The organism is Bradyrhizobium sp. BEA-2-5 (genome assembly GCF_032918025.1).
Taxonomy (GTDB): Bacteria; Pseudomonadota; Alphaproteobacteria; order Rhizobiales; family Xanthobacteraceae; genus Bradyrhizobium; species Bradyrhizobium pachyrhizi.
This window is the reverse complement of record NZ_CP136629.1, coordinates 8,213,103-8,227,190: the sequence shown is the minus strand read 5'-3', so window position 1 is coordinate 8,227,190 and position 14,088 is coordinate 8,213,103. Positions and strand designations below refer to the sequence as shown.

Annotated in this window: 11 protein-coding genes; 5 read left to right on the top strand and 6 right to left on the bottom strand. The window is 65.1% G+C overall.

The annotated features are described in order from the left end of the window. Window positions 1-7 precede the first annotated feature (7 nt). Window positions 8-850: a methyltransferase domain-containing protein gene (locus RX327_RS38370; RefSeq protein ID WP_317248985.1), complete on the top strand. Its 843-nt coding sequence runs from the start codon at window positions 8-10 to the stop codon at window positions 848-850. Between the two features lie 444 nt (window positions 851-1,294). Here the strand turns inward: RX327_RS38370 and RX327_RS38365 are convergent, their stop codons facing one another. The 4 genes from RX327_RS38365 to RX327_RS38350 all read right to left on the bottom strand — a co-directional run bounded on the left by RX327_RS38365 (window position 1,295) and on the right by RX327_RS38350 (window position 5,399). Beyond that, the gene (locus tag RX327_RS38365; protein ID WP_317248984.1) at window positions 1,295-1,705 is read right to left on the bottom strand and encodes a (deoxy)nucleoside triphosphate pyrophosphohydrolase; all 411 of its coding nucleotides are present in this window, start codon (window positions 1,703-1,705) and stop codon (window positions 1,295-1,297) included. A 129-nt stretch (window positions 1,706-1,834) separates the two neighbouring features. Continuing rightward, window positions 1,835-3,076, bottom strand: a complete 1,242-nt coding sequence (gene argJ, locus RX327_RS38360; protein ID WP_317248983.1) for a bifunctional glutamate N-acetyltransferase/amino-acid acetyltransferase ArgJ — start codon at window positions 3,074-3,076, stop codon at window positions 1,835-1,837. 115 nt (window positions 3,077-3,191) lie between these two features. Then, window positions 3,192-4,133 carry an IS110 family transposase gene (locus RX327_RS38355; protein WP_283089494.1) on the bottom strand — a complete coding sequence of 314 codons (942 nt, stop codon included), beginning with the start codon at window positions 4,131-4,133 and terminating at the stop codon, window positions 3,192-3,194. Window positions 4,134-4,472: 339 nt separating this feature from the next. Then, the gene (locus RX327_RS38350) at window positions 4,473-5,399 is read right to left on the bottom strand and encodes a peptidylprolyl isomerase (RefSeq protein WP_317248982.1); all 927 of its coding nucleotides are present in this window, start codon (window positions 5,397-5,399) and stop codon (window positions 4,473-4,475) included. Window positions 5,400-5,791: 392 nt separating this feature from the next. Between RX327_RS38350 and secA the strand changes: the two genes are divergently transcribed. After that, window positions 5,792-8,653 (top strand): preprotein translocase subunit SecA, encoded by a 2,862-nt coding sequence (secA, locus tag RX327_RS38345; protein WP_317248981.1) that lies wholly within the window; start codon window positions 5,792-5,794, stop codon window positions 8,651-8,653. Between the two features lie 57 nt (window positions 8,654-8,710). Here the strand turns inward: secA and RX327_RS38340 are convergent, their stop codons facing one another. Together RX327_RS38340 and RX327_RS38335 are read right to left on the bottom strand one after the other, a co-directional pair. Further along, entirely contained in the window at window positions 8,711-9,145 is a 435-nt protein-coding gene (locus RX327_RS38340) for a VOC family protein (RefSeq protein ID WP_050385023.1), read from the bottom strand. 164 nt (window positions 9,146-9,309) lie between these two features. Then, window positions 9,310-9,753 (bottom strand): MarR family winged helix-turn-helix transcriptional regulator, encoded by a 444-nt coding sequence (locus RX327_RS38335; protein ID WP_317248980.1) that lies wholly within the window; start codon window positions 9,751-9,753, stop codon window positions 9,310-9,312. Between the two features lie 178 nt (window positions 9,754-9,931). Here RX327_RS38335 and RX327_RS38330 point away from each other — a divergent pair, with 178 nt between their 5' ends. The 3 genes from RX327_RS38330 (at window position 9,932) to RX327_RS38320 (ending at window position 14,057) form a co-directional block, all read left to right on the top strand. Next, window positions 9,932-11,113 (top strand): substrate-binding domain-containing protein, encoded by a 1,182-nt coding sequence (locus tag RX327_RS38330; RefSeq protein ID WP_317248979.1) that lies wholly within the window; start codon window positions 9,932-9,934, stop codon window positions 11,111-11,113. Window positions 11,114-11,192: 79 nt separating this feature from the next. Continuing rightward, window positions 11,193-12,377: a substrate-binding domain-containing protein gene (locus tag RX327_RS38325; protein ID WP_317251418.1), complete on the top strand. Its 1,185-nt coding sequence runs from the start codon at window positions 11,193-11,195 to the stop codon at window positions 12,375-12,377. 165 nt (window positions 12,378-12,542) lie between these two features. Continuing rightward, window positions 12,543-14,057 (top strand): amidase, encoded by a 1,515-nt coding sequence (locus tag RX327_RS38320; protein WP_317248978.1) that lies wholly within the window; start codon window positions 12,543-12,545, stop codon window positions 14,055-14,057. Window positions 14,058-14,088 lie beyond the last annotated feature (31 nt).

Here is a 14,088-nt window from a genome sequence, read left to right as displayed (position 1 = left end):
AGCGGGCATGGCAGCGCCTCCGCCCTCAGCCCCCATCCTGTTCGATCGCGCCGTGCTCGGCGCGCGGCTGGCGCGCGCGCGGCGCGAGGGGGCGGCGACGTTCCTGCTCGATCGCGCCACCGAAGACATGACGGATCGGCTGCAGGCGGTGTCGCGCAGCTTTTCCGCGGCGGCCGACGTCTGGACGCCGGGCAACGGGCTCGCGGACGCCCTGCATGGGCGTGTCGCCGCGGTCGATGCGATCGGATTCAGTGAGGCGGAATCGCTCGGACTGGCGCCGGAGTCGCGCGATCTAGTGGTCTCCGCGCTCGCCTTCCAGTTCGTCAACGACCTGCCGGGCGTGCTTGCGCAGGTTCGCCGGGCGCTGAAGCCGGACGGGCTGCTGCTCGCCGCGATGATCGGCGGCGACAGCCTGACCGAGTTGCGGCAGGCGTTTGCCGCCGCGGAGGCCGAATGCGAGGGCGGCGTGTCGCCGCGCGTGGCGCCGTTCGCCGACCTGCGCGACATCGGCGCGCTGTTGCAGAGGGCAGGCTTCGCGCTGCCGGTCACCGACGTCGATCGCGTCGTGGTGCGCTATGCCAGCGCGTTCGCGCTGATGGCTGACCTGCGGCGCATGGGCGCGACCAATGTGCTGCGCGAGCGACGTCACACCTTAACTCGCCGCGCCACCATGCTGCGGATGGCCGAAATCTACGCCGAGCGCTTTGCCGATGCCGATGGCCGCATCCGGGCGACGTTCGACGTCATCTGGCTGTCCGGCTGGGCCCCGCATGCGAGCCAGCAGCAGCCGCTGAAGCCGGGATCGGCCAAGGCGAGCCTTGAGGCGGCGGTGAAGCAGGCGAAGCGCTGAAGCGTGAGGTGAGCACGCTGCGCAGGCTCCCTTCCTCCTTGCGGGGGAGGGCTATCGCAGATGGTTTCGCCAGCTGGCAGGCCGCATCAATACGCAGGTGACGACATCGCGTGGTGTGACGCCTGGAATAGAGAACCATCCTCAGCGTCCTCCCTGCGAAAGCAGGGACCCATAACCACAAATGCCAATTGTTGGGCGATGCTGGAACGACGAATCCCTTCAACAAGGTCCGCCGCGGCGTATGGTCCCTGCCTTCGCAGGGACGACGCGTTGGAGAAGCCGCGGACTCACATCACGATTTCGGAATAATGGAATAATGCCGGTGAGTTGCCCGACGTGTCAAGTCGCCTGGTCGGACGCCGGCCACCGCCACCTGCTTTGCATGGGGTTGTTTTCGATATTTTGGCAGCGCGCCTCCCTCGCAAGCGGGAGGGGCGAAGAGGATCACAGCAGCAGATCGATCAGATGCGGGATCAGCGGAATGTCCGCCGGCGGCATCGGATAGTCGCGCAGCTTGTTGGCGCGGACCCAGGCGAGGTTCTGCCCTTCGCGCGGCGTCACCAGGCCCTCCCAGCGCCGGCAGATGTAAAGCGGCATCAGGAGGTGAAAGGTCTCGTAGCCGTAGCTGGCGAAAGTCAGTGGCGCGAGGCATGGCTCGGCGACGGTGATGCCGAGCTCCTCATGGAGCTCGCGGATCAGGCTTTGCTCCGGCCGCTCGCCCGGCTCGAGCTTGCCGCCGGGGAATTCCCAGAGGCCGGCCAGCTGCTTGCCCTCGGGACGTTGCGCGATCAGGACGCGCTTGTCGGCATCGACCAGCGCGCAGGCCACGACGAGCGTGAGCTTGATGTCAGCCATGCGGCGTCAATGTCCCGATGCGAGTTCGTCTCGCAGATTCTGTCATTGCGAGCGAAGCGAAGCAATCCATCTCCGCGTCGCTGGATGAGGTGGATTGCTCGCGCGCGCCGCTCGTAGTGACGGAAGCGACTAGGACCTGTAATCCCCGTTGATCGCGACGTATTCCTTGGTGAGGTCGCAGGTCAGCACGCGGTCGCGGCCCTTGCCGAGGCCGAGCGAGACCTTGATCGCGATCTCCGGCGCCTTCATCGCTTCCGACACCTGCGCTTCGTCATAGTCAGGATCGCGCGCGCCGCTCTTGGCGACGCGGATGCCGTTGAACGAGATCGAGAGCTTGTCGCGATCGGCCGGCTCGCCGGCCTTGCCGACCGCCATCACCACGCGGCCCCAATTGGCGTCTTCGCCCGCGATCGCGGTCTTCACCAGCGGCGAGTTGGCGATCGACATCGCGATCTTGCGCGCCGAGGCCTTGGTCTTGGCGCCCTCGACCGTGATCTCGACCAGCTTGCGCGCGCCTTCGCCGTCGCGCGCCACCTGCTCGGACAGATCAGCGAGGATCTGCTGGAACGCCTTGGTGAAGGCCTTCAGCCGCGGGTCGCCGGCGCGCGAGATCTTCGGCGCGCCGTTGGCGGCGGCAGCGCCGGTCGCAAAAGCCAGCAGCGTGTCCGACGTCGACGTGTCGCCGTCGATCGTCACCGCATTGAAAGTGTCCTCGACGCCGCTCTTGAGCAGCGCCTGCAGCGCGGCCGGCGCGATCGGGGCGTCGGTGAAGATGAACGACAGCATCGTTGCCATGTCGGGGGCGATCATGCCGGCGCCCTTGGCCATGCCGTTGATGGTGACCTTGGCCTTGCCGAGCTTGACGGTCGCGGTCGCGACTTTCGGGAATGTGTCGGTGGTCATGATCGCCTTGGCCGCGTCCATCCAGCGATCGGGGGTCGCGGTCTGTGCGAGCTGCGCCAGCACGCCGTCGAATTTGGTCGCATCCAGCGGCTCGCCGATCACGCCGGTCGAGGCGAGGAAGATCTCGCTCTCGCTGCACCCGACCGCCTTGGCGGCGATCTTCGCGGTCAGCGCGGTGGAGGCGCGGCCGGTCTTGCCGGTGAACGCATTGGCATTGCCGGAATTGACCACGAGCGCGCGGGCCTTGCCGCCCTTCAGCTTGGAGCGGCACCATTCCACGGGGGCAGAGGGGCACTTCGACTTGGTGAAGACGCCGGCGACGGCGGTGCCCTTGTCCATCACCGCCAGCAGCACGTCGGTGCGGTTCTTGTAGCGGATGCCGGCTTCGGCCGTCGCAAGACGGATGCCCGCGATCACGGGCATGTCGGGAACGTCGGGCGGGGCGAGGGGAGAGACGGCGGTGGACATCGGCAAGTTTCCGGCTACGGGGAGGGAAGCGCTCCATAACATCTCGCCGTGCGAAGCGGGAGAGGGCTGCGATGCGGACGCGCCACAGCATCGTCCCGGCGAAGGCCGGCAACTGTTATGTCGGCTTGGTCTGCAGGTAGGGCTTTCTGTCGCGCATCATGGCGTTGAGGACCGTTAGGAGCTTCCTGGCGACGGCAATGAGAGCGAGCTTGGCTGGTTTGCCGACCTGTCGCAGCCGCGCGTAGAAGGCCTTGAATGGATCGGCCCGACGAACCGCGTTCAGAGCCGCCATATAGAGGGCGTCACGAACGCGCTTTCGGCCGCCGGCGATCTTGCGTTTTCCACGGAAGGCGCCGCTGTCGACGTTGAAGGGGGCAAGGCCCGCGAGCGCGGCGATCTGCTTCGCTCCAACATGTCCAAGTTCCGGCATCTTCGCGATCAGCTGCATGCAAGCCACGGGACCCACGCCCGGCAGTGAGCGCATCAACCGCGCATCGTCCGCGATCTCCGGCTCGGCCTTGGTCAATGCGTTGATATCGGCCTCGATCTCGGCGATCTCGCCATCGAGAACCTCAATGAGCCGACTGATCCGTTCGGCCATGGCGCGGTCGTCGGCCTCGCTGCGCCGGTTCTTCTCCTGCGCGCGCATGAGAACCAGTTGGTCCCGCCGTTTTGCAAGCCCTGCCAAAGCGTTGCGGGCGGGATTGGCGGCCCGCTCGGTTGCCGGCTGCATGACCCGGCCAAAGGCCGCCAGCATCCGTGCATCGATCGGATCGGTTTTGGCAAGTTGGCCGCTGGCCCGCGCAAAATCGCGAGCTCGAGCCGGATTGATCCGAGCGAAGCGGACACCGGCCTGGCTTAGGGCCTCGCGAAGCGCGAGGTCATAGGCGCCCGTGGCCTCGAAGACGACCAGCGCATCGCATCGCCAACGCGCCACCTGCTGTGTGATGGCCTGTGCCGCGTTGGCGATGCGCCTGGACACGCCGTCAGCTTCATCAAAGATATCGAGATGCTTCTTGGAGACGTCGATTCCGACATAACGAGGGGGTATGATCACGGTGCCTGTCCCTGTGATGCGAGGTCTGTTGGCGCAGCCTCGTGCAACTGTTCAGGTTGGTAATGGAACGGGCGGGAGGCCGAGCCGGCTCACGGCGTCAAGCGCCAAGGACCCAACGGCTTCCCGCCCAACCCATCATGACAGACTTCCAAGACACAGGGACCCATCACCACCGTCATCAATTGTTTAAGAAACGGCCGCCGCGGCAAGACAAGCTTCGCTGCGGCGTATGGGTCCCGGCCTGCGCCGGGACGACGCGATCAACCGAAGGCGTTCCAAAAAGAAAATGGCCGGGACGAGCCCGGCCATCGCGCATTGAAGCTATTGACGTCGCGAAGCTTACTTCTTCGCCGGCGCCATCTTGTTGTCGGCGGGCTTCGGCGCGTCCTTGGCGGCATCGGCCGGCGCGGCCGCGTCGGCCGGCTTGTCCATGCGCTCGACCTTGGCTTCGGCGCGCAGCTTGGCGACATACTCGGCCTGAGCCTTGCGGGTCACGTACTGCTCGATCTGGGCCTTGACCTGCTCGAAATCGGGCGCCTTGCGGTTGCGCTTTTCCTCGACCTTGATGATGTGCCAGCCGAACTGCGACTTCACGGGGTCGGAGATCTTGCCGGGCTCGAGCGAGAACGCCACGGCCGAGAACTCCGGCACCATCTGCTCCTTGGTGAAGAAGCCGAGGTCGCCGCCATCGGCGGAGCCCGGATCTTTGGACTTCTTCTTGGCGAGCTCGGCGAAATCGGCGCCCTTGTCGAGTTCGGCCTTCACCGCCTTGGCCTCGTCCTCGGTCTCGACCAGGATGTGGCGGGCGCGCACCTCCTGCTCGCCGGTGATCTGCTTGGCGGCTTCCTCGTAGACCCTCTTCATGGCGTCCGGCGTGGTGCCGGCCTTGCCCTCATTGGCGAGCAGGCTGTCCATCAGGAGCCGGTTGCGGGCGAATGCCAGGCGCTTCTTGAACTCCTCATTGTTCTCGATCTTCTTGTCCTCGGCGGCCTTGGACACGATCTTCATGTCGATCAGGAACGACAGCACGTTGTCCTTGCGGGTCGAGGGGTCCATCTGCTGCAGGCTCGGGCCGAGTTCCTCCTCGGCGAGCGCCACGTCGCTGGCGTGGATCTCCGAACCGTTGACCTTCGCCAGCACCGGATCGGATTCCGCGGCCCGGACCGGGAGGCCGGCAGCCAGCACTGCGACAAGACAGCCCGTCGCGGCCAGGGTGGCGAGGCCGAGGCGCAGGCCGGTTTTGGTTTCCGGGGGCGAGGTGGTCATGCAAAATCCTTGTCTCAAAGGGGGGAAGCTCGAGCGGGGCGGACACTCGCCCAATCGTGTTACATTGGCAACGCGAAAGTCTTGTCAAAATGATGAATTCCTTGACATCTTGCCAGCGTTGACAACCCCCCGACCGGGCCATATCTCTGGCCAACCGCGTCAGCGGCGAGAGCGCTTATTTTGCTGCGTTTTTCGCCGTTGAACCCAGGATGGCCTGTTTCCCACTCAATTGGCGGAGGAGCCCCCGGGCCGGGGCTCGAACCGCAGCGCGTCACGGTGAGTTGATAGGCGATCCGGCGGACCATCTCAGGCTGTAATCCAAGACTGAATTCCAAGTTGAATTCCGACACTGAACGAAGACCGAACTCGAGACCGAAGAACAGGAATTAGGCATGATCGGCGCGCTCGCCCGCAAGTTTTTCGGCTCCGCCAACGACCGGCGGGTGAAGGGATATCAGTCCCGCGTCAACGCGATCAACGCGCTGGAGCCCGAAGTCTCCAAGCTGTCCGACGAGGCGCTGAAAGCGCGCACCGCCGAGTTCAAGAAGCAGCTCGCCGAAGGCAAGACGCTCGACGATCTCCTGGTGCCGGCCTTCGCCACCGTGCGCGAGGCGGCCAAGCGCACGCTCGGCCAGCGTCATTTCGACGTCCAGCTGATCGGCGGCATGGTGCTGCACGAGGGCGACATCGCCGAGATGAAGACCGGCGAAGGCAAGACGCTGGTCGCAACGCTCGCGGTCTACCTCAATGCGCTCGCCGGCAAGGGCGTCCATGTCGTCACCGTCAACGACTACCTCGCCCGCCGCGACTCCGGCTGGATGGGCCAGATCTACGGCTTCCTCGGCATGACCACCGGCGTGATCGTGCACGGCCTCGACGACGCCGAGCGCAAGGCGGCCTATGCCTGCGACATCACCTACGGCACCAACAACGAATACGGCTTCGACTATTTGCGCGACAACATGAAGTACCGGCTCGAGGACATGGTCCAGCGCCCGCACTTCTTCGCCATCGTCGACGAGGTCGACTCCATCCTGATCGACGAGGCGCGCACGCCGTTGATCATCTCCGGTCCGCTCGACGACCGCTCGGATTTCTACAACACCATCGACGGCTTCCTGCCCAGGCTCGACAAGACCGATTACGAGGTCGACGAGAAGCAGCGCACTGTGACGCTGACCGAAGCCGGCATGGAGAAGATCGAGACCCTGCTGCGCGATGCAGGCCAGCTCAAGGGCGAGTCGCTCTACGACGTCGAGAACGTCTCCGTCGTGCACCACATCAACCAGGCCCTGCGCGCCCACACGCTGTTCACCCGCGACAAGGACTACATCGTCCGCGACAACGAGGTCGTCATCATCGACGAGTTCACCGGTCGCATGATGCCGGGCCGCCGCTATTCGGAAGGCCTGCACCAGGCGCTGGAGGCCAAGGAGCACGTCCAGGTCCAGCCCGAGAACCAGACGCTCGCCTCGATCACCTTCCAGAACTACTTCCGCATGTACGAGAAGCTGGCGGGCATGACCGGCACGGCCGCGACCGAAGCGGACGAATTGTTCGACATCTACAAGCTCGAGGTCGTGGAGATCCCGACCAATCTGGCGGTCGCGCGCCTCGACGAGGACGACGAGGTCTATCGTACCCAGCAGGAGAAATACGCAGCCATTCTGGCCGAGATCGAGCGCGCCAATTCGCGGCTCCAACCCGTGCTGGTCGGCACGGCCTCGATCGAGAAATCAGAGGTGCTTGCCGAGTTCCTGAAGAAGAACGGCTACAAGCAGATCGATTTCGGCAAGGAGGGCGCGCTCGACAAGCTCTATGCCGCGGCCCGCGCCGGCAAGCAGGCGAAGCTGTTCGCGGTGCTGAACGCGCGCTTCCACGAGCAGGAGGCCTATATCGTCGCGGAAGCCGGCGTGCCCGGCGCGATCACGATCGCCACCAACATGGCCGGCCGCGGCACCGACATCAAGCTCGGCGGCTCGCTGGAGATGCGCATCCAGCAGGAGACCGCTGCTATCACCGACGAGGCCGAGAAGGCGAAGAAGATCGAGCAGATCAAGGCCGACATCGAGCGCTTCCGCGAAATCGTGCTGAAGGCCGAGGAGACCGTCGAGATCGAGCCGGCGAAGGGATCCAAGCCTGCCAAGACCGTGAAGAAGCCCGGCGGCCTCTACATCATCGGCTCCGAGCGCCACGAATCCCGCCGCATCGACAACCAGCTGCGCGGCCGTTCCGGCCGTCAGGGCGACCCCGGCCGCTCGAAATTCTTCCTGTCGCTCGAAGACGACCTGATGCGGATCTTCGGCTCGGACCGTCTCGACAGCATGCTCCAGCGTCTCGGCCTGCAAGAGGGCGAGGCCATCATCCATCCCTGGATCAACAAGGCCCTGGAGAAGGCGCAGCAGAAGGTCGAGGCGCGCAACTTCGACATCCGCAAGAACCTCCTCAAGTTCGACAACGTCCAGAACGACCAGCGCAAGGTGATCTTCGATCAGCGCGTCGAGCTGATGAAGGACGAGAGCGTCGCCGAGACCGTCACCGACATGCGTCACGCCTTCATCGACGACCTCGTCGCCAAGCATGTGCCCGAGCATGCCTATGCCGAGCAGTGGGACGTCGCGGGTCTGAAGGAGGAACTGAAGCGCGTGCTCGATCTCGACCTGCCGGTCGACGAATGGGCGAAGGAAGAAGGCATCGCCGACGAGGAGCTGCTGAACCGCATCGAGACCAAGGCCGACGAGCACATGGCGGCCAAGGTCGGGCAATGGGGTCCCGACGTGATGCGTTACGTCGAGAAGACGATCCTGCTCCAGACCCTCGACCATCTCTGGCGCGAGCACCTGATCATGCTCGATCATCTGCGCCAGGTCATTGGCCTGCGCGGCTACGGCCAGCGCGATCCCTTGCAGGAGTACAAGACCGAAGCCTTCAATCTCTTCCAGGAGATGAGCGCCCATTTGCGCGAGGCGGTCACGGCGCAGCTGATGCGGGTCGAGATCGTCCCGCCGGAGCAGGAAGCCCCGGTCCTGCCGCCGATGGAGGCGCACAAGTTCGACCCCAACACCGGCGAGGACGAGATGGCGCAGGCGCGCCTGACCGAGGCCACCTACGCCCAGGCCTCGCTGGCGCCTGGGATGATTGCCACCGACCGCGATCCGAACGATCCGGCCAGCTGGGGCAAGATCGGCCGCAACGAGGACTGCCCGTGCGGCTCAGGCAAGAAGTACAAGCACTGCCACGGGCGGTACGCGTAAGCCGTCGCACGCGCTGAGGCGGCGGGCGACTGGCCCGCCCGTCGAGCCGCATCGCTCTCAGCCGGCGAAGGCCTTGTCGAGATCGGCGATCACGATCTTCTGCATCTTCAGCATGGCCTGCATGACGCGGTCGGCGGCCTTGCGGTCGGGGGCGCTGAGATAACGGCCGAGCGCGGTCGGGATCACCTGCCAGGACAGGCCGAATTTGTCCTTGAGCCAGCCGCAGCGCGATTCCTGGCCGCCGTCGGTGAGCTTCTCCCAGAAGTAGTCCACCTGCTCCTGGGTCTCGACGCTCAGGAAGAACGACACCGCCTCGTTGAACTTGTGCTGCGGCCCGCCATTGAGCGCGTGGAACCGCTGCCCCTCGAGTTCGAAGCTCGCCATGAAATCGCTGACGGTCTCGATCTTGGCGTTCGGAAACACCGATTGGTAGAAGGCGACCGCGTCGCGGACGTTGTTGTCGAGCCAGAGGAACGGCGTGATCGAAGTCATGACGGGAATCCTCACTAGCGAGTGATCGGGTGGACCAGCGCGGCCAAGCGCGAAGGCTGCGCCGCAGGGCGCGCCCCAAGGACGCTCCAAACCGCTGCATCCCGACATTTCCTGCCGGTCTTTTTTCGATGGTTTCGTTAGAAGCGCGCCGGGCCGGCGCGGCCTTAATTGGCGCTGCCGATCAGGCTCTCCAGCAGCCGCTTGAGCTCGCTCGTCGACTTGTCGCCGTAGCTTTCCAGGATGTGCTCCTCCTGGTCCACCGCGAGCGAGTTGAGCTTCCTGCACAGCACCTTGCCGCGGTCGGAGATGAACATCAGGACCTTGCGGCGGTCGTTCGGGTCCTGCACGCGATAGACCAGCGTGTCGGAGACCATGCGGTCGATCATCTTGGTCAATGTCGGATGGTTGAGCAGCACCGCATCCGCAAGCTCTCCCATCGAGTGGCCGTTGCCATCCGACAGCACTTTCAGGATGCGCCATTGCTCGACGGGAACACCTTCCTTGCTCAACCGCAGTTCGAGCTGCCGGTTGATTTCCCGGTTGGCTTGCGCGAGCAGGTAGGCGAGGTGTTCGGTGATCGGGGAGTTTTCTTTCGGCGGTTTAGCCACGGCGTGAGACCTGGTTCCTGACCCGGTGAATGAATGTCCGGCAACTCATGCCGTTTCTATATGCACTTCAATTGTTGAATATTCAATATTTTCACCTAGGATATTCCCCCAACCAAGGGGCGGATGCCGCGACCGCCCGCTGGCTGCGTTGCGTACTGCTTCCCAGACAGGAGTTGGCGTGCTCTCGACGGTCTCTTTCCAGGCGTATGGCGGCATGCCCGTCGCGCCGCCGCTGCTGTTTCGAAACCCGTCGTCCTGCGCGGCCGATCTTGCTTTGACCCTCAAGCCCGGCTCGTCGCGCCGTGGCGGCACCGACAGCAAGCTTCGAATCGGCAATTTCATCACCTTCTCCGGCGCGCCCGGGATCTGGGGCCCGAGCTCCACCAACAGCGCGATGCTGGCGGTCGCCGAGATCAACAAGCGTGGCGGCATTCTGGGCCGCGAGCTGGAGCTGTCGATCTACGATTCCGGCGGCCCGATCGAAGACGTGGTGCGCCGCGCCGAGCAGGCGATCGCCTTCGACGAGGTCGACCTCATCATGGGCTCGCATATCAGCGCCGTCCGCGTCGCGCTGCGCAAGGTCACCGGCGACCGCATCCCCTATATCTACACCCCGGTCTATGAAGGCGGCGAGCGCACGCCGGGGGTCATGGCGATCGGCGAGACGCCGCGCTGGCAGAGCCGGCCCTCGATCCATTGGCTCGCGGAGGTCAAGAAGGCGGCGCGCTGGTACCTGATCGGCAGCGACTACGTCTGGCCCTGGCAGTCGCATCGCGCGGTGAAGCGCTACATCAAGGAAGCGGGCGGCCAGGTCGTCGGCGAGGAGTTCGTTCCGGTCGGCGAGGACAATCACGAGCCGCATCTGGCGCGCATCCGCGCCGCCAGGCCGGACGTGGTGCTGATCTCCCTGATCGGCACCGACAGCATCACCTTCAACCGCGCCTTCGCCGAAGCGGGCCTTGCCACCTCGACGCTGCGGCTCGGGGGCGCGATGGACGAGACCGTGCTGCTCGGCATCGGCGCCGACAACACCGAGAATCTGTTCTGCGCCTCCGGCTACTTCGGGTGCATCGATTCGCGCGCCAATGACGACTTCCGGACCAGCTACCGCGCGATGTTCGGGGCGCATGCGCCGCCGATCGGCTCGGTCGGGCAGTCCAATTATGAGGGGATGCGCTTTCTCGAGGCGGCGGCCAACGAGGCGCGCTCGCTGTCGATCGGACCATTGTCCGCCGCAGCGCACAACCTCGTCTACAGCGGCGCCCGCGGCACCGTCACAATTCGCGACGGCCGCGCCGAGATGCCGATGTACTTCGCTGAAGCCGACGGTCTCGACTTCAATGTGATCAGGACGATCTAGATGGACCGGGCGATGCCGCGCTCGCCGCGCGGCTTGCCGGTGCCAGACAGGAGCAGGTGTGCATTCGACGCCCTACGTCATGGCCCGAACCTCGAGCAACAGGGATGGCGGCCTTCCATGCCCGCCATCCCTGCTGTTCCGGAACCTGACGTCGGCGCGGTCCGATCGGGTCTTTTCCCCGATGGATCGGGACGGTTTCGGTCCGCGCGGTGCGCGCAGCCGGCTTCGGATCGGCGGCTTCGTCTGCTGCACCGGTTCGCCCGGGATGTGGGGACCGGCCGCGACCTCGAGCGCGCAACTCGCCGTCGCCGACATCAACCGGCGCGGCGGCATCCTCGGCCGCGAGATCGAATTCTCGGTCTATGATGCCGGCGGACCGATCGAGGACGTGCTCGATCGCGCCGAGCAGGCGATCGCATCCGACGACGTCGATCTCATCATGGGCATGCACACCAGCGCAGTGCGCGTCGCGCTGCGCGGCCTGATCACCCGCAGCAAGATCCCCTATATCTACACCCCGGTCTATGAAGGCGGCGAGCGCACGCCGGGGGTCATGGCGATCGGCGAGACGCCGCGCTGGCAGAGCCGGCCCTCGATCCATTGGCTCGCGGAGGTCAAGAAGGCGGCGCGCTGGTACCTGATCGGCAGCGACTACGTCTGGCCCTGGCAGTCGCATCGCGCGGTGAAGCGTTACATCAAGGAGACCGGCGGTCTCGTGGTCGGCGAGGAGTTCGTGCCGGTCGGCGAGGATAATCACGAAGCGCAGCTGGAACGCATCCGCGCCGCGAAACCCGATGTCGTGCTGATCTCGCTGATCGGCACCGACAGCGTGACCTTCAACCGCGCCTTCGCCGATGCCGGTCTTGCCGCCACCACGCTGCGCTTCGCCGGCTGTTTCGACGAGACCGTGCTGCTCGGCATCGGCGCCGACAACACCGAGAATCTGTTCTGCGCCTCCGGCTATTTCTCCTCCGTCGGCTCACGCGAAGGCGACGATTTCAGGGACCGCTATCGCGCGATGTTCGGTGCCTTCGCGCCGCCGGTCGGCTCGTGCAGCGAGTCCGCCTACGAAGGATTCTGCCTGCTCGAGGCCGCCGCCAAGCGCGCCGGCACGCTGGACATGCGGCCGCTGCTCGCGGCGGCGGACAACCTCGTCTATCGCGGGCCGCGCGGTCCGGTCACGGTGCGCAGCGGCCATGCCAGGATGCCGATGTATCTTGCCGAAGCCGACGGTCTCGACTTCAGGGTGATCAAGCCGATCTGAGCAGTGCGACAGCGTCGCCGGAAGGTTTTGCGAAATAATACTTGAAAAGGAAAATATTTCCGTTTTCAATACAACAATGGGGTGAGCGGTTCGTGCGGGCAACGCGCCGGTGCACCCTGCCTCGAGGGATCAAATCCAAAGATCAAAAGCTATCAGGAGAGCGCCGTGACAGTTGTCCTTCCCACGCCCGACCAACTTCGCAGCGTCGCCGAGCAGTGCGGCCTTTCGCTGACCGACGACGACGTCGCCTCGTTCCGCGGCCTGATGCAGGGCTCGATCGAGGCCTACAATCTCGTTGCCACGATGCCGGACGAGGTGCCGGAGGTGAAGTACCCGCGCACGCCGGGCTACCGGCCCTCGGCCGAGGAGAACCCGCGCAACGCCTGGTATCGCAAATCGACCGTGACAGGTGCCGCCAGCGGCAAGCTGAAGGGCAAGACCGTTGCGCTGAAGGACAACATCATGCTGGCCGGCGTTCCCATGACCAACGGGTCGTCGACGCTGGAAGGCTATGTGCCCGATTTCGACGCCACGATCGTCACGCGCATGCTGGACGCCGGAGCCGAGATCAAGGGCAAGGTGCATTGCGAGCACTTCTGCCTGTCCGGCGGCAGCCACACCGGATCCTACGGGCCGGTGCACAATCCGCACAAGATGGGCTACTCGGCCGGCGGCTCGTCGTCGGGCTCGGGCGTCGTGGTCGCGCTCGGCGAGGTCGACATGGCGATCGGGGGCGATCAGGGCGGCTCGATCCGCATGCCGTCCTCGTTCTGCGGCATCTACGGGATGAAGCCGACCTGGGGCCTCGTGCCCTACACCGGGATCATGCCGATCGAGATCTATGTCGACCATACCGGCCCGATGACCGCGACGGTGGCCGACAACGCGCTGCTGCTCGAGGTGATCGCCGGCGACGACGGCTACGATCCGCGCATCAAGGCTCCGAAGGTCGAGGAATACACCAAGGCGCTCGGTCAGGGCGTCAAGGGCATGAAGATCGGCATCCTCAAGGAAGGTTTCGAGCAGCCGGGCGCGGAGGCTGCGGTGAATGAAAGCGTGCGCGAGGCGGCAAAGCGTTTCAAGGATCTCGGCGCCACCGTCGAGAACGTCTCGATCCCGATGCACCTCCTCGGCGGCGCGATCTGGACCCCGATCGGCACCGAAGGCCTGACCCAGACCATGATGTTCGGCGACGGCTACGGCCTCAGCCGCGGCGACCTCTATTCGACCTCGCTGATGGATTTCCACCGCGGCTGGCGCCGGCAGGCCGATTCGCTGTCGGAGACCACGAAGCTGTTCATGATGCTCGGCACCTACATCAACAACAATTTCGGTCCACGCTTCTACGGCAAGGCGCTCAACATCTCGCGCCGGCTGACCGCGGCCTACGACAAGGCGTTCAGGGATTACGATCTCCTGCTGATGCCGACCACGCCGATGAAGGCGACCAAGCTGCCGGAGCCCAATGCCAGCCGCGAGGAGTACGTCGCCCGCGCGCTCGAGATGATCTCCAACACCGCGCCGTTCGACATCACGCATCATCCCGCGATGTCGCTGCCTTGCGGCATGGTCGATGGCCTGCCCGTCGGCCTGATGCTGGTCGGCCGCATGTTCGAGGAATCCACCATCTACCGCGCCGCCCATGCCTTCGAGCAGATCGGCGACTGGAAGAAGATGTGAGGCCCCGCTTGTCGCAGACGCAGGCTGGATG

Bases quoted from the DNA above. Each gene is read 5' to 3' on its own strand.
- RX327_RS38370 (WP_317248985.1), top strand. From the start codon at position 8: ATGGCAGCGCCTCCGCCCTCAGCCCCCATCCTGTTCGATCGCGCCGTG.
- argJ (WP_317248983.1), bottom strand. From the start codon at position 3,076: ATGTCCACCGCCGTCTCTCCCCTCGCCCCGCCCGACGTTCCCGACATG.
- RX327_RS38325 (WP_317251418.1), top strand. From the start codon at position 11,193: ATGGCCCGAACCTCGAGCAACAGGGATGGCGGCCTTCCATGCCCGCCA.
- RX327_RS38350 (WP_317248982.1), bottom strand. From the start codon at position 5,399: ATGACCACCTCGCCCCCGGAAACCAAAACCGGCCTGCGCCTCGGCCTC.
- RX327_RS38365 (WP_317248984.1), bottom strand. From the start codon at position 1,705: ATGGCTGACATCAAGCTCACGCTCGTCGTGGCCTGCGCGCTGGTCGAT.
- RX327_RS38340 (WP_050385023.1), bottom strand. From the start codon at position 9,145: ATGACTTCGATCACGCCGTTCCTCTGGCTCGACAACAACGTCCGCGAC.
- secA (WP_317248981.1), top strand. From the start codon at position 5,792: ATGATCGGCGCGCTCGCCCGCAAGTTTTTCGGCTCCGCCAACGACCGG.